The sequence below is a fragment of the Desulfatitalea tepidiphila genome, assembly GCF_001293685.1.
Lineage (GTDB): Bacteria > Desulfobacterota > Desulfobacteria > Desulfobacterales > Desulfosarcinaceae > Desulfatitalea > Desulfatitalea tepidiphila.
In genome coordinates this window covers 1521894-1536519 of the sequence record NZ_BCAG01000003.1, presented here as the reverse complement: position 1 = coordinate 1536519, position 14626 = coordinate 1521894, and the positions used below count along the sequence as shown (strand labels likewise).

The window sequence follows — 14626 nt, the reverse complement described above, 5'->3', positions numbered from 1 at the left end:
GAAGGCAAAATCAGCTGAGAAAATTCATCAGGTTGGGTTGAATGATCTTGGCGGCCGTCGCCAAAGTGGTCTCGTAGGCCGTTTCCTGGAGTTGCAGGTTGATGGCTGCCTCGACAATGTCCGTGTCTTCCACCTGGGACAGAAGATCACTGACGTTGACGTTAAAGGCCTTGTTGTAATTCTGGGTCGCTTCGAGGCGTTTGCTCTGCCCGGCGTTGATCGCCCGGATACCGTTGAGCCCCTCGACGATCTCCGAGAGCAGCGGCAGTTGATCGGTCACCCCGTCTCCATCGTCGGCCCGCAGGGCGGCCTCAAGGTCGTTGAGGACATCGAAGACATCTCCTTCTCCCTGGAAAATCTGGCTGCCGTCGGCGATAATGCTCACCTGCAGGCCTTCCCCGATGATGTGATCCTTGGTACCGCCGTCCCCCTGGTAGGAATAGACGCCCGTGGCGGTGTCCAATTCAAACGGTTGGGTATCGGTCAAATCTCCGGAAAACAGATAGTTGCCATTGTTGCGAGAATTGGCGAGCTGAAAAATCTGATCGCGGATGGTGACCACCTGATCGGCCATCATGCTGCGCATCGAAGGGTCCTGGTCGGCCGCGATATCTTTGGTATCCTCCAGCAACTCGGTGACCGCGGCCAGAATGTTTTCCACAGTATCGAGATGTTGCCGCGCCGAGGTGATGTTTTCGTTGAACTGTTCGAGTTTGGAAATGGTCCGGCGATAGCCCAGGGCCTGCCCCATGCCGATGGGGTCATCGGAAAGACGATTGATGCGTTTTCCGCTGGCAATGCTTTCCTGGGTCTTGAGAAGGGCCTTGGTCTGTTTGTAGAGATAATTCTGAATGTTTTCAGCCATCATGGCATTGCTGACCCGCATTGGAACCCCCCTTGAACGTCTGCTATCGCGCGATGGAGATGATCGTCTCCATCATTTCATCGGTCACCGTGATAAGCCTGGCCGCCGCATTGTAGGCGTGCTGGAATTTAACCAGGTTCACCATCTCCTCGTCCAGCGAAACACCGGACACCTCCTCCCGGTAATTTTCCAGGTGCTGGATCATGGAGGATTGGTGATCATAATTAAGATTGGCTGTCTGTACATCACTGCCCACATCACCCACCAGCGAAGTGTAGTAATCGTCGAACGATGCGCTTCCGCCCGACATGGTCAGGGCGCTCTGGAGATTGGCAATGGCAATGGCCACGCTGTTGTCGCCGGGGAGCGCGGCGGCATCTCCGGCCGCAGCGATCAGATTGACATCGGCCAGGATGTCACTGTTGACAGCGATATCACCGGCATTGGATCCCGTAAAAAAATCGTTCTGAGAACCATCGAGTCCAAATCCCGAGGGGGTGGTCGCATCATTGTGCAGAGCGTTGACTTCCTGAATGATCGCACCGGCCAGGGTATCCAGCCGGGTCATATAATCATTGATCACCACATCGCGCGTTTCCATCCAGCCCTTGAGTTCCCCCGATTCGATCCGGTCGGTAATGTCGTGCGGTGTGCTGCTGCTGTCTTCCCAGTAAACCTTTTGAACACCGCCGTCTTCCGCGGTCGACAGGTTCCACGTGAAGGCGCCTTCGACCAGGGGTTTACCACCACCGACCATGATCGTCGCATTGCCGTCGCCGTCCTCGAAGCTGTTGATATCGATCAGCTTGGACAACTCGAAAATGGCCGAATCGCGTTGGTCGCGATAATCGTTCGCATTGTGCCCGGTCACTTCCACCTGGGTGATTTTGGTGTTCAACTCGGCAATTTGCGAGGCCAGGCGGTTGACGTCCTCGACGATGTTGACCACGTTGGTATCGATGTCGGCCTGGGCATCGGCGATGTTGCCGCTCAACTGGTTGAAGGTGCTGGTCAGATACTGGGCCGCGGAAAGCAGGTTGGTGCGCTCCACGTGGCCCGATGGATTGTTGGAAAGATCCTGCCACGCCGTCCAATACCCGGACATGGCCTCACTGAGACCATAGCCGGTCACTTCGTCGAACAGCACTTCGATTTTTCCCAGGGCGGTCTTTTGCGCTTCCCAGCGACCCAACCCTTCGTTTTCACTGTTGAGTTGATTGGTTGTGAACTGATCGTAGAACCGCTGAATTTTCTGTTGGGCCCGTACACCGGTGCTCATGGTCGTGTTCAGGTCACGGATCGGCGTACTCTGCTCCATGTTCAGGCGTTGGCGGGAATAGCCTGGCGTATTGACATTGGCGATGTTGTTGCCGGTGATATCGATCGCCTTTTGTTGGGTGACCAGTGCATTGCGACCGATATAGAGCAGGCCTGCGATGTTTGGCATGATGACTTACCCTTTTTAATCAGTGCCCATCCACAAATGTCCAATTGGCCCGATATCGGTGTTGCACGAAAAATTTAATCCTCGGAATATCATCCAAATGCTTGCGGTTAAATTTTTCATGCGCCTTGATCTCGACCCAATTTGCCTGTTTGCGGACAGACACTGCGTAGTAGCTTCCTCAGACCGTGTCGGAAACCAACCGTCCGCCGCCACGACGATCGGAACAGATGTTCCCGCTCTGGCCATAAACAGTGGAGAGCCGCGTCCAATGCTGGAAAAACCCGATGGATCGCTTCACCAGCACTAGGCAATGGCTGACCATCATGCACGTCTCCCGATTGGCTTCACGCACCCGGGTGATCAAATCCTGCAAAGCCGATCCCAACTCGGATAGATGCTGTGCCCGGGGGCTGTCGATTTTCGAAACCAGGGTGCTGATATTGATTTTTTGAAACGGAATACCAAGGGTGCCGGCGATCGTCCGCAGGAGATCGTCGCGGCACTGTTCCGTTTTTTTGAGTTGAAAAACCAGGCTCTCTTTTTCCGTGCCGGCCTGGCGGAACCGCTCGAAGTCTGAAGCCGTGGCGGCCGCCAACTCCTCTCCGATGGCCGACAGCATCCGCTCATAAAGCCCCATGGTTTGTTCGAGTACCGCGATCAGCTGGTCGAGCTTCTGTTCCATTGTTAGACCCGTGTGTTGATTTTTTGTAAAATCAAATTGTTCTCAAACGTTTCGCGCAACATGTCAGTGGCCACCTGGGCGCCCACGACCTTATAGGTGCCGCTGTCCACGTCCAGCCTGGTCTGCGCCACCTTTGCCTCCTGGACGTCGGGCATGCCCTTTAACGCCTGCGATGCCTGCTGAATCTCTCGCGCACGATCGGACAGATGCACCGTATCGGTCCCGCCGGACGGGCCGCCCTTGGATTGCACCTGCTGATCCGACGCCTGTTGTTGCTGCCGAACCTTGTTCAGGTAGCCACTGTATTCGATTGCGCCTGGATTGCCATCTATCTTCATCGAGGACCTCCCTTTCCTTACGCCCGCTGTCTGCAGGTCGCTCCCATTGCGGGAGCAATGAGGTTCTGTTGACGCGTCGATCCAAATCGACTGTCCGCCAACATAAACAATACCACTTGATGTCGATATCGCCTCTCCTGCATTAAACTTTAATATTTATTTGGGCTCCTCTTCGATTTTATCCAGTGCCTCGGCGGCCAACTGCCGGTACAACATGGCGGCCAATCCCATTCCTCCCCGGTTCGAGATGGATTGGGCCATTTCACTGTCCAACATTTCGGTATAAATTTTTTCCGCCCGCCCGCCATTGAACAATCCATCCTGGGGGACCGTTTTACGCATTTGCTGCATCATCTGGTTGATAAACAGCGATTCGAAATCCTTGCAAGCCGCCTCCAGTTTGTCCGGATCATCCGGGGGTAGGGGTGCCATCCTCCCGGCGGCCGTGGGCCTGGCCTTGAGGGAATGGGCCATCCCTATGGCAAACATCAAATCGTCGGACATCAAATCACCTCCAGTTTGGCCTGCAAAGCGCCGGCCGCCTTTATCGCCTGGAAAATGGCAATGAGGTCGCGCGGTGAGACGCCCAGAGCATTGAGCGCATTGACCACTTCACCGATACTGGTACCGGCGGGCATCACAACGAGCTGGTTTTCCCCCTCCTGCACCGATAGATCACTGTCCGGCACCACCACGGTCTCTCCTTGGGAAAAAGGCGCCGGCTGGGATACACCATAGTTCTCTTTGACGAGAATGCTCAGGTTGCCGTGTGCAATGGCAATAGTGGCAATGCGGACATTCTCTCCCATAACCACGGTGCCGGTGCGTTCGTTGATCACCACCCGGGCAGAGTTGTCCGGCATGACATCCAGCTTTTCAATCATGGCGACCAGTTCCACGAGATTTCCGGAATAGGCGGCAGGCACCTGGACTTGAATGGTGCCGGCGTCCGATGCCAAGGCGATGGGATCGAGAAAAAGCGCATTAATGGCATCGGTGACACGGGTCACCGTTGTAAAATCAGGTTGTTGGAGGCTTAGTGTCAGGGAACTGCGAGAATTGAAATCGGCATTGATGTCGCGTTCCACGGTGGCGCCGTCGATGAGTCGTCCAACCGTCGGAAAATTTTTTTGAACACTGGCCGCGTTGCCGCTGGCGGCAAAGCCACCGGTATTGACCGGCCCTTGAGCCACCGCATAAATTTGGCCGTTGGCCGCCTTGAGCGGCGTCAACAGCAAGGTGCCGCCTTGCAGATTCTGGGCATCGCCGATGGAGCTGACCAGTGCATCGATGCGGGCGCCGGCCCTTGCGAACGGCGGTAGTTCGGCCGTCACCATCACCGCCGCCACATTCTTGACCTTGATGTCATCGGTATTGACCGTCACCCCCATCTTCTCCAACATGCTGACCATGGATTGGATGGTGAATGTGGCCTTTTTCCCGTCTCCCGTGCCGTCCAGACCGACCACCAATCCATACCCCACCAGTTGATTGGTCCGTACCCCTTTGATGTTGGCGATATCCTTGATCCTTACCGCCTCGGCCGGCGAAACGATCCATGTCAACAGTGCCACCGTGACCATCATCGCCATCAAACCTTTGTATCTTCCGCAACCGGCCATGTTCATTTGTTTGTCCATCACATTAATGTTTTAATTTTATCTGATTGAATAAAATGGTTTTCCATAACTTAAAACTTTAAACTTTAAACTATCTTTAAAACGGCCATACCTTGTCCAAAGCGCGCGTCAACCATCCCGGTTTTTGACGGTCATTGAGAACGCCCGTGCCGCTGTATGAGATGCGGGCATCGGCGATGTAAGTCGACAAGATGACGTTGTCGGCCGAAATGTCCCTCGGCCTGACGAGACCGGTGAGAGTGATCATCTGGTTTTCGGCATTGACCCGCACCTCACGATTGCCCTCGATGACCATGTTGCCATTGGGCATCACATCCACAATCATGGCCGTCATAAAGGCGTTCAAGGCACCGCTGCGCTCCGTCTCGCCCGTTCCCTCGAAGTCGCTGCTGATATTGCCGTTCACGCCCGAAAACGGGTTGAAAAACGAGCGGGTAGCGGGAAAGTCCTTTTCCAGGTTGAAAAAGCCATCCACCTTGGCGGACATGCCCGACGAGCGATCGGTGGTCGTGCTGGCTTTGTTGGTGGCGCTGGACGATTCTACGATTTTGACGGTCAGTATATCACCGATCCGCCGTGCCTTGGGATTGGTGAACATTTCGACCAACTCACCATTTTCGCTCCACAAAGATCCATCAGTGGGCTTTGCTGGTTCCACCATGGTACGATGTGAAGGCAGTCCCTGGGCGGCCGTCGCTGCGGGGTCGGGCCGTTGCGGCATGGGGCCGGCACAGCCCCATGCCGCAGCGAGCACCAGGATTGCAAGGCTCAGGCCCTTTATGCGGATGCTTCCTTTAGCCGATAAGCGTTGTTGTTGCATTTTTCGGTTTCCTCGATATTTTCAAGGATTGCACAAGATGCCGCGTCATTGTTCAAAGCGGTTTTAAAAATCCACTTTTACGGTCTGGGCATCCACGACCTGTGCGAAAATATTTTTTTTGGACTGCAAATTCATCACCTGGATATTATCCCCAAGCGCACCATTTTCTTTGGCCACGGCCTGGGTAGCGATTCGCAGTGCTTGTGATTCGGCCAACACCTGAACGATATCGCCCTTGCGAACCATCAGTGGATCTTCGATCTGGTCGGTGCGCAGGATGCTGTTGACCGCGATGGATCGATTGGCCCTTTTGCCGATGGCCTGGTCCGATCGTACCACCGCCTTGGCCGGCACGCGCGCCAGGTTCATTTTCTGGGTCTGAATATCTCCGGATGTGATCGGCTGGTTTCGCCCCAGAGGCTTTGCCGTCAGAACCACATCCTGCCACACCTCGATATAGGCCGGGACACTGGTGCGTTGGACCAAATGCCCATCCACCAGCAAGTTGACTTTAAACGGAACGGCACCGAGCCAATCGGTATGTTTGGGTGCCGTTACCTGTAACGCGACATCGCCCGGCGGCAACTGATGGGATTGCTTGTAGAGAATCGGCCTGATTTTCATCTGATCGGCATCCCAGGGCGCATGGCGTTCGATGAATTCGACCACCGCGGAGCGGATTCTTTCAGGGGAAATGGCGGCGTAACTGCGAACGACCTTGACCGGTCCGGAACCGGTAATTGCATACTGATCCTGGGCCCAACCGTGCTGTTTAAGCGCCGATGCGACCTGGCCGGGATGCACCCATGCGGATTGCCCGGGCAACGGCGATCGGCCCAGCTCGATACCGCCCATGGCATCGGTTTGCTGCGGGTCCGGGCCAAGAATGTCGGCCACATTTCCGAGGGTGATGGTTTCGGCGTCCACCTTGGCCTTCTGGGACAGGTGGATCCGAACGGTGGCGTCGCAGGGTGCCGGCGTGGGCAGAAGCAGCGCCACGCTAACGAGCCACCCCAGCGAGAGCCAAACGATCCGTTTTTTCCGGGTGTACGGATTCATGATTCAGTCGGTTAACGCTTCAGGTTGTTGGCTTGCTGCAGCATCTCGTCCGACGTTTGAATGGCCTTGCTGTTGATTTCATAGGCCCGTTGGGCGGTGATCATGTTGACCATCTCGTCGACGACGCTGACATTGGACATTTCCAGGAATCCCTGGGCAAGGGTGCCATATCCCTCTTCGCCCGGCGTGCCGGTTATCGGATCGCCGGAGGCATCGCTTTGTACGAAAAGATTGCGGCCGATGCTTTTCAGGCCGGCCGGATTGACGAAGCGGGCCAGCTCGATATTACCGATATCGGTGGGTGCCCCATCGCCCGGCTGCAGAATCGATACGGTGCCATCGGTGCTGATGGAGACCGCGAGGGTATCGGTGGGGATGGTGATTTCCGGTTCCATGAGAAATCCGTCGGACGTGACGACTCGGCCATCGCTGTCGATCTTGAAGTTGCCGGCACGGGAATAGGCCACATCGCCATTGGGTTGGATGATTTGAAAAAAGCCCTGCCCTTCGATGGCGATATCGAGTTCATTCTGGGTGTGTTGAAAATCGCCCTGAATAAAAATCTTGTGCGTGGCGGCCGTCCGGGTACCGTGGCCGATCTGGATGCCGGTGGGCACCTGATTGCCGCCGGCCGCATTCACACCGGGAGGCCGCATGGTCTCGTACAACAGATCCTGAAACTCGGCCCGGCTGCGTTTAAAACCGGTTGAGTTCACATTGGCCAGGTTGTTGGAAATGACATCGATATGGGTGGATTGGGCCTGCATGCCTGAAGCGGCCGTCCATAGGCTGCGAATCATCGCCGGGTCTCCTTGTTAAGTTCTCTGCAAACCGAATCAAACATTTTTACCGACTTCGTTGACAGCTTTCGACGTGGTTTCGTCCACGGAGCGGATGATGCGCTGGTAGGCCTCAAAGATGCGCATGGTCTCGATCACCTCGGTCATAGTGCGAACGGCATCCACGTTGGATCCTTCCAGAAAACCCTGGGCGACCTGGACTTGGTCTTCGTCCATGACATTTCCGGCCACGCCCTGGGGCGCCGCAAAAAGGGTATTGCCCGTCTTTGTCAGCTGTTCCGGCTGATCGAAGGTCACCACTCGAAGCACATCGACAGCTTCACCGTCCACATACACTTCGCCATGCGAACTGATGTCGACTTTACTGCCGTCGACGGCGATTTCGCCGCCCTGCCCCATCACCGGCCAGCCCTCGGAGGTGCTTAGAATCCCGCGTTCATTGATGGTCAGGTTGCCTTTGCGCGTGAAACGCGCGCCTTCCGGAGCCTGCACCTCCAGAAAACCGCCTCCCACGATGGCGATATCCAGGGGATTTTCGGTTCGTATCATCGGCCCCGGCCCAAAATCCGTCAGGGCCTCCATGGGTGGGGCATATGGAGAGAGTCGACCGGGTATTTCGACCGCACCGCCTTCTGGAGCGTCAGGCGCTTCGAGCCGAAAGATGGGCTTGTCTGCCTTGTAGCCCGAGGTGTTGACATTGGCCAGGTTATTGGAAAGCATATCCATGCGCATTTGCTGTAACAAGGCACCGGATGCCGCTTGGTAGATGGCTCCGCTCATGATCGTCCTTTCTCTGCTTTCCCCTGTACATTTAGCAACTGCCGTGCCACTTCTATTGATTTTGAATGTATTATGATTTCAGAATATTAGGGAAAGGCAGCGCCCTGCCGCGTCAACTACCCGGCAATGATTGCCCGGCTGCCGATGATATCTTGCCGCTAGGCGACCCTCCCCACCCGCTCCGTGCCGTTCCCGTTTCGGCCGGCATGAATTTTCATCGCCAGCGCGATCTCGCTTTGCGACAGGCCCAGTCGCCGACCAATCTCTTCGGTCTTCAACCCATTGTTGATCATTTCCGCAACGCTGGGACGCGGCTCCGGGGAACGCGGTTGATTCTCGGCACGCTGCTCCGGTTCGATTTTACATAGCACCTGGGTCTGCGCATCGGTGGTTTCAATGGTGTTGGGGGCGGTGTGGACTTGCTGCACGAGGGCCTTCAATTTGATCTGTTCGGTTTGGAGAATGGTCAACATCGCATGGAACACCGCATCGATCTGCTGTTGCAGAATCGCCTGGTTCATCTGTCGATCGAAACCTTCCGGCGACAACCCTATTCGGGCTTCCGGCACTTGCTTCTCCTGCTGCTTGTTTCGATGGCGTTTAAGGCGCATCAGTCGGATGCCCAGGCCAAGCAAGAGCAATGTGGGCAGGCCGGCCACGGCGAACAAGAGCCACACGGGTATGGTGATACTCAGCATATATCTCTCCTTTTTTCGAATTGTCGGCTCGAAGCCTTCCCCTTACTCTTCGAGAAAACCATCCTTGCGCAGCTTGCTGCGCAGACGCAGGACCGCCTGGGAATGGATCTGTGAAACCCGCGATTCTGTGATATCCAGGACCATGCCGATTTCCTTCATCGTCATCTCGTCGCTGTAATACATGGAAACGACGAGACGCTCCTTTTCGGGCAGTTGTTCGATGTGATTGGCCAGCGTCGCCTTGATCTCCTTGATGGTGGTCAATGACAACGCATCGCTGTCTTCATCGTTGAGCAGGTAGCTGATGATGTTTTCTTTTTCGTTTTTCGAGCCTGCGCCGATCTCTTCGAAACTGACGAAAGAGATGCTGGACATCCGTTTGACCTGGTAGAGTTGATCCAGGTCCATGTCCATTTCTTCGGCCAACTCTTCATCCTGAACTTCGCGGCCCAGTTTCTGTTCCAATCGGATGTAGGCTTTCTCCAGGCTGCGGATTTTCTTGCGGGTGGTCCTTCCCAGAAAATCCCTGGATCGCAATTCACTCAACACGGCCCCTTTGATCCGGAAAACCGCATAGGTCATGAACTTGTTGTCGCGATTGGGATCGTATCGCTCGATGGCTTGTATCAAACCGATGATGCCGACATTGACCAGGTCATCGACCTCGACCGTGGGCGGCAGATGGGTCGCGATGCGATTGACGATCCGATTCACGTAGGGCAGATACTCGGCAATGATCTCATTGCGAAGGGTGTGATCTTCTTTATCCAGATTTTTGAGTTGGGATTCCAGTCCAGCCATTGTTTTCCCCCATCGGCATTGAATTCGAATCAATTCGGCATCTCGGTCAAGCGCCACTCCGGCGTCCGCGTCGTGCGGTTCGAGTTCGGTGATGCGATAATTTTCTTGGCCAGATCGATGAAATTGCGACTCGCCTTGGCCAGGGGCGCCATCTCGGTGACCGCTTTTTGTTGGCGGACCCCTTTGCGCACATTCTCATCGAGCAGGATACATCCGAAATATTCCATTGAAATATTGAGGAAACGATCCGCCACCAGACTCAATTGGCGGAACACGTCCTCGGCCTCCTGGATGCTGGCAGCGGCATTGACCACCAGGTGGAAGCGGTCGGTGCCGTGCTTGACCGACAGCACCTTCATCATGGCATAGGCGTCGGTAATCGAGGTGGGTTCCGGTGTCGCAACGACAAGAATTTCGTCGGAGTTGATATTGAAGTAGAGCACATTGGCCGAAATGCCGGCCGCCGTATCGATGAGCATGATATCGAAGTCTTTCATGAACGCATCCAGTTGGCTGAAGACCAGATAGCGTTCCTGCTGGGTCAGCGCCGTCAGATCCTGGATGCCGGACGCGGCCGGAAGAATTTGCATGCCGCCGGGGCCGGTGACCACGACCTCGGACACCTGCTTTTCACCGCGTATCACGTGGGAGAGGTTGTATTGCGGCGTCAAGCCGAGCAGCACATCCAGATTGCCAAGCCCCAGATCCGCATCCAGAATGAGAACTTTCTTGCCGAATCGCCTCAGGGTGTAGCCTAGATTGGCCACGATGTTGGTCTTGCCGACGCCTCCTTTGCCGCTGGTGATCGAGATGATTTTGGGAAAGCGATGCTCATCCTGGCTTCTAGCGAATGTCGTGTTTTTACGGTCCCTGAGGCGAATGATTTTCGATGTCGTTTCTTTATCTATCATTGCGTCAATTCCTGCTGCCGGCATAGCGGGTGCGTGCCAGGCGATCGATGGGTTTATGAACGATGTGCTCGCTGCAACACATGCGGCAAGGTTTGAATCCTTGTGCCAGGGCTTCGTTTGAATCCTTGAATATCAAAGCATTCGCTTCACTGATGCGTTGGACCGATTTGCAGTCGGTCTGATGGAAAATGTCGGAGTTTCGATTGGCCACATATTTCGGCCCGGCTTCACCGAGGGCCATTCGCCGCGGCACCACCATCACCTCGGGATCCGGCTCGGAAACCTTCGCTTCTTCGGGGACCAGCCCCAGCAGCCGCATGGCCAGATTCCGGGAGCTGGCTGTATGGAGATCTTCAGGAACCCGGATGCCTGATCCAAGATAGGTCATGGGGAACGTGAAACGCGACAATTGGTTGACAAAAGGACCGATCTGCTCGTTCCAATCCAGATGCGTCGGCAGCAGCCGGTCGATCCCCAGCGCCTTATAGAAATGGAAGGCTTTGGAAATGACCCTCTCCTGGCAGCCTGCGTTGATCAGCAAATGCACCTCCGGATCCGGCAGGGCGGCGATCATCTGCTCGAGCCGTGACCGGCCCGCCGTATCATCGGGGACCAGTCCCGGCGTATCGACCACGATGAGCTGGGCCTGAGCCATGCGTTCCATGGCGGTCGACACCTCGCCCGGATCCATGGCCACCTCCAGATCGAGACCCATGACGGCGGCAAAACGGGCCAGTTCATCGGTGCCGCCGACCCGTTGGTTGTCGAGACTGAGAAGGGCTACGGTCTGTTCCAGGGACAGGATCGCATGGGCGGCAAGTTTGGCGGCGGTGGCCGTTTTGCCTGCGCCGCCCGGGCCGACCAGAACGACGACGCGACGGTTTTTGATGCCAAGTTGGGTGGTCGGAGCGACCCACGCCCTGGTTTCGATCACCTGGGCAAGCGCCTCGATCTGCTCGCTTTGCGAGCTTTCCGGCGACAGCATCTCCTCAGTCAAGGCCGCCAGTTCCGATGCCAGCTCTTCATCGAGACCCTGGCCCGACAGGAATGGATAAAGGGTCATGTCCACACTCTTTTTCGATGGTTCGGTTATGTTTTTGGATTCGGTCATCAACCGCACCAGCTTGGGCCCGAGTTTCTGTTTCCCGGTGCGCGTGATGGGGGTAAAGCGTTCGAGAATCGTGCGGTTGGCTTCCAGAGGCTTCGGGGATGCTTCCGGTAACACATCGGAGAGGTCCGGCAGTTGCCACTGACCCGACGTTTCACTGTTTTTCGCTTCCGTTCCAGGCAACGCCTCGTCAATGGCGGCGGTAACGATCACTTTTCCTCCAGAACGTTTGCCAAAAATCCGGCTTGATTTGCTTACGGTTTTTGCCGACAGGATCACCGCCTCTTCACCGAAATCCTTTTTGACCATGCGCAGGGCATCGGACATGCTGGAGGCCTCGAAACGCTTAATTTTCATCTTTCAGCTCCGCCACTCCAATGGATTGAATTCTGATATGGGGTAAAATCTCTTCATAGGCCAGCACCACGAGGTTGGGGATGAAACGATCGACCAGCTTTTTGAAATGGGATCGAATCTGACCGGAACACAAAACCAACGGCTGCAGGTTACGCTGGGTAAATTGGTCCAACTGTCCGGCCAGATGATGGATCAAACGCTGGGCGGCCTGGGGTTCGATCGCCAGGTAATCTCCCTGGTCGGTTCGCTGGATCGACTCGGCGATACGCCGTTCGGCGGTTTGACCGAGGGAGATCGCCACCAGATCGCCTTCGGGCGAGAGATATTGCTGGGTGATCGCCCGTGCCAGGGCCTGGCGCACATGTTCCGTCAATACATCGAGTTGTTTGACCGATGGTGCCCAATCGGCCATGGCCTCGATGATGGTCAGCAGGTCACGAATCGATACCTGTTCGCTCAGCAGATTCTGAAGAACCCGTACCACACCGCCAAGGGAGAGATGCCCCGGCACGAGCTCGTCGACCACTTTGGGATGGGTTTGCTTGAGGGCATCGAGCAACTGCTGGGTCTCCTGGCGGCCGAGCAATTCCTGAGCATGGCGCCGGATGATGTCGGAGAGATGGGTCGTGATCACCGTGGACAAATCAACGACCGTGAATCCCTTGGCGATGGCCTCTTCGCGCACCGTCTCTTTGATCCACATGGCGTCGATGCCATAGGTGGGTTCCTTGGTGGGAATGCCATGGATAGAATCGTCCGCATTGCCGGGGTTCATGGCCAGGTACTGGTTCAGCATCAACTCACCCCGACCGATCTCATTGCCCTTGAGCTTGATGACATACTCGCCGGGTCTGAGTTGCATATTGTCCTGAATATGAATCGATGGCACGACGATGCCGATTTCCTGGGCGATTTGACGACGAATCGACTTGATACGATCGAGCAATTCGCCGTCTTGCTGGCTGTCGACCAGCGGGATCAACCCGTAGCCGATTTCCAATGCGAGAATGTCCAGGGGCGGCAACGGCCTGAATATTTGTGCGGTCTCCCCACCGTCTTCGGGTTCGCTCTTTTCCCTTTCCACGACCTGCTGGGCGGCCTTCTGACGCTCGGCCTTGAATAACAGATAGGCGACGCCGCCCACAAAGAGCGCCAGGATGAAAAAGGGAACTGTCGGCAAGCCCGGGATCGCACCAAAGGCGAAGAGGATGAACGCGGCTACGGCCAGGGCGCGCGGTTTGACGAAGAGTTGTGAACCAATCTCCAGGCCCAGGTTGTTTTCCGAACCGGCCCGGCTGACCACAATGCCGGCTGCCGTGGAGATGATCAGGGCCGGCACCTGGCTGACCAGACCGTCGCCAACGGTGAGCAAGGTATAATTCTGGGCCGCATCGGCAAAGGACATGCCGTTTTGAAACACGCCGATGGCAAACCCGGCGATGATATTGATAAGGGTGATGATGATGCCTGCGATGGCGTCGCCGCGCACGAATTTATTGGCACCGTCCATGGCCCCATAATACTCCGACTCGCGGGCCACTTGCTGACGGCGATTACGGGCCTCCTGGTCGTCGATCAAACCGGCATTGAGATCGGCATCAATGCTCATCTGCTTGCCCGGCATGGCATCCAGGGTAAAGCGGGCCGCAACCTCGGCGATGCGCCCGGCGCCCTTGGTGATGACCACGAAGTTGACCACCACCAGGATAACGAAGACGATCAAGCCGACCAGGTAATTGCCGCCGACCACAAAGCTGCCGAAGGCACTGATCACTTTACCGGCCGCCTGGGTTCCCCCTTCGCCATGCAGCAATATCAAGCGGGTCGAAGCGATATTGAGCGCCAGCCGGAAAAGGGTGGACAGCAGCAATACGGTTGGGAAGGCGGAAAAATCGATCGGCTTGATCACATACATGCCGACCAGCAGAATCATCAAGGCGAAGGTGATATTGAAGGTCAGAAACAGATCGAGCAGCATGGGCGGAATCGGAATGATCATGACCATGAGAATACACATGATCCCGAACCCCATCATCACATCCGTGTTTTTGGAGACGATGGAAAGTCGATTGCTCAGGGTGCTGGTTCCGGCGATTTCCGTCATATGGTTGTTTGAACTCCGTGGGGTTGCGCGTGACGATGGCTGGATCTGCATTTTCCATGCCTGAGGCCGGTGACCTTTCAGGTGCGTTTAGAAATTTTATTTCGTATTGGATTTCAAAGGATTATCTTCCTGGAAAGGGCTTGGACGTCCCTGCACCCTCGCTCATTCATCCAACGATTCGTCGGAGCGTCAAAATCTCGCCGGAACCCTTTGAGG

General features: G+C 55.8%; 15 protein-coding genes. All 15 read right to left on the bottom strand.

The features are described from left to right. Nucleotides 1–10: 10 nt before the first annotated feature. The 15 genes from flgL to flhA all read right to left on the bottom strand — a co-directional run bounded on the left by flgL (nt 11) and on the right by flhA (nt 14410). Nucleotides 11–886, bottom strand: coding sequence for a flagellar hook-associated protein FlgL (flgL, locus tag DFT_RS11550; protein ID WP_054031342.1), 876 nt, complete (start codon nt 884–886; stop codon nt 11–13). A gap of 22 nt (nt 887–908) precedes the next feature. Beyond that, nucleotides 909–2312 carry a flagellar hook-associated protein FlgK gene (gene flgK, locus DFT_RS11545; RefSeq protein ID WP_054031341.1) on the bottom strand — a complete coding sequence of 468 codons (1404 nt, stop codon included), beginning with the start codon at nt 2310–2312 and terminating at the stop codon, nt 909–911. A gap of 178 nt (nt 2313–2490) precedes the next feature. Beyond that, nucleotides 2491–2994: a flagellar protein FlgN gene (locus DFT_RS11540; protein WP_054031340.1), complete on the bottom strand. Its 504-nt coding sequence runs from the start codon at nt 2992–2994 to the stop codon at nt 2491–2493. 2 nt (nt 2995–2996) lie between these two features. Beyond that, nucleotides 2997–3332 carry a flagellar biosynthesis anti-sigma factor FlgM gene (gene flgM / locus DFT_RS11535; RefSeq protein WP_054031339.1) on the bottom strand — a complete coding sequence of 112 codons (336 nt, stop codon included), beginning with the start codon at nt 3330–3332 and terminating at the stop codon, nt 2997–2999. A gap of 156 nt (nt 3333–3488) precedes the next feature. After that, the gene (locus DFT_RS11530; protein WP_054031338.1) at nt 3489–3836 is read right to left on the bottom strand and encodes a rod-binding protein; all 348 of its coding nucleotides are present in this window, start codon (nt 3834–3836) and stop codon (nt 3489–3491) included. After that, nucleotides 3836–4960: a flagellar basal body P-ring protein FlgI gene (locus DFT_RS11525; RefSeq protein ID WP_235506209.1), complete on the bottom strand. Its 1125-nt coding sequence runs from the start codon at nt 4958–4960 to the stop codon at nt 3836–3838. Before DFT_RS11525 ends, DFT_RS11530 begins: the two co-directional genes overlap by 1 nt. An 88-nt stretch (nt 4961–5048) precedes the next feature. Beyond that, nucleotides 5049–5792: a flagellar basal body L-ring protein FlgH gene (locus DFT_RS11520; RefSeq protein ID WP_054031337.1), complete on the bottom strand. Its 744-nt coding sequence runs from the start codon at nt 5790–5792 to the stop codon at nt 5049–5051. A gap of 63 nt (nt 5793–5855) precedes the next feature. After that, a complete protein-coding gene (flgA, locus tag DFT_RS11515) occupies nt 5856–6851 on the bottom strand; it encodes a flagellar basal body P-ring formation chaperone FlgA (RefSeq protein WP_054031336.1) in 996 nt (331 codons plus the stop codon). An 11-nt stretch (nt 6852–6862) separates the two neighbouring features. Further along, entirely contained in the window at nt 6863–7651 is a 789-nt protein-coding gene (gene flgG, locus DFT_RS11510) for a flagellar basal-body rod protein FlgG (RefSeq protein WP_054031335.1), read from the bottom strand. Nucleotides 7652–7687: 36 nt separating this feature from the next. After that, nucleotides 7688–8431, bottom strand: coding sequence for a flagellar basal-body rod protein FlgF (gene flgF / locus DFT_RS11505; RefSeq protein WP_054031334.1), 744 nt, complete (start codon nt 8429–8431; stop codon nt 7688–7690). Between the two features lie 158 nt (nt 8432–8589). Further along, entirely contained in the window at nt 8590–9129 is a 540-nt protein-coding gene (locus tag DFT_RS11500) for a hypothetical protein (protein WP_054031333.1), read from the bottom strand. Between the two features lie 42 nt (nt 9130–9171). Further along, nucleotides 9172–9930: a FliA/WhiG family RNA polymerase sigma factor gene (locus DFT_RS11495; RefSeq protein ID WP_054031332.1), complete on the bottom strand. Its 759-nt coding sequence runs from the start codon at nt 9928–9930 to the stop codon at nt 9172–9174. Between the two features lie 29 nt (nt 9931–9959). Continuing rightward, nucleotides 9960–10841, bottom strand: coding sequence for a MinD/ParA family protein (locus tag DFT_RS11490; RefSeq protein WP_054031331.1), 882 nt, complete (start codon nt 10839–10841; stop codon nt 9960–9962). A gap of 4 nt (nt 10842–10845) precedes the next feature. Then, nucleotides 10846–12306 carry a flagellar biosynthesis GTPase FlhF gene (gene flhF / locus DFT_RS11485; RefSeq protein WP_054031330.1) on the bottom strand — a complete coding sequence of 487 codons (1461 nt, stop codon included), beginning with the start codon at nt 12304–12306 and terminating at the stop codon, nt 10846–10848. Beyond that, nucleotides 12296–14410, bottom strand: coding sequence for a flagellar biosynthesis protein FlhA (flhA, locus tag DFT_RS11480; protein ID WP_054031329.1), 2115 nt, complete (start codon nt 14408–14410; stop codon nt 12296–12298). Before flhA ends, flhF begins: the two co-directional genes overlap by 11 nt. Nucleotides 14411–14626: the final 216 nt, after the last annotated feature.

What these genes read in the sequence shown, in the direction of transcription:
- DFT_RS11540 (WP_054031340.1), bottom strand. Translation starts at nt 2,994, where the DNA reads ATGGAACAGAAGCTCGACCAGCTGATCGCGGTACTCGAACAAACCATG.
- flhA (WP_054031329.1), bottom strand. Translation starts at nt 14,410, where the DNA reads ATGACGGAAATCGCCGGAACCAGCACCCTGAGCAATCGACTTTCCATC.
- flgA (WP_054031336.1), bottom strand. Translation starts at nt 6,851, where the DNA reads ATGAATCCGTACACCCGGAAAAAACGGATCGTTTGGCTCTCGCTGGGG.
- DFT_RS11500 (WP_054031333.1), bottom strand. Translation starts at nt 9,129, where the DNA reads ATGCTGAGTATCACCATACCCGTGTGGCTCTTGTTCGCCGTGGCCGGC.
- DFT_RS11495 (WP_054031332.1), bottom strand. Translation starts at nt 9,930, where the DNA reads ATGGCTGGACTGGAATCCCAACTCAAAAATCTGGATAAAGAAGATCAC.
- flgF (WP_054031334.1), bottom strand. Translation starts at nt 8,431, where the DNA reads ATGAGCGGAGCCATCTACCAAGCGGCATCCGGTGCCTTGTTACAGCAA.
- flgL (WP_054031342.1), bottom strand. Translation starts at nt 886, where the DNA reads ATGCGGGTCAGCAATGCCATGATGGCTGAAAACATTCAGAATTATCTC.
- DFT_RS11520 (WP_054031337.1), bottom strand. Translation starts at nt 5,792, where the DNA reads ATGCAACAACAACGCTTATCGGCTAAAGGAAGCATCCGCATAAAGGGC.
- flhF (WP_054031330.1), bottom strand. Translation starts at nt 12,306, where the DNA reads ATGAAAATTAAGCGTTTCGAGGCCTCCAGCATGTCCGATGCCCTGCGC.
- flgG (WP_054031335.1), bottom strand. Translation starts at nt 7,651, where the DNA reads ATGATTCGCAGCCTATGGACGGCCGCTTCAGGCATGCAGGCCCAATCC.
- DFT_RS11530 (WP_054031338.1), bottom strand. Translation starts at nt 3,836, where the DNA reads ATGTCCGACGATTTGATGTTTGCCATAGGGATGGCCCATTCCCTCAAG.
- flgM (WP_054031339.1), bottom strand. Translation starts at nt 3,332, where the DNA reads ATGAAGATAGATGGCAATCCAGGCGCAATCGAATACAGTGGCTACCTG.
- DFT_RS11490 (WP_054031331.1), bottom strand. Translation starts at nt 10,841, where the DNA reads ATGATAGATAAAGAAACGACATCGAAAATCATTCGCCTCAGGGACCGT.
- flgK (WP_054031341.1), bottom strand. Translation starts at nt 2,312, where the DNA reads ATGCCAAACATCGCAGGCCTGCTCTATATCGGTCGCAATGCACTGGTC.
- DFT_RS11525 (WP_235506209.1), bottom strand. Translation starts at nt 4,960, where the DNA reads ATGAACATGGCCGGTTGCGGAAGATACAAAGGTTTGATGGCGATGATG.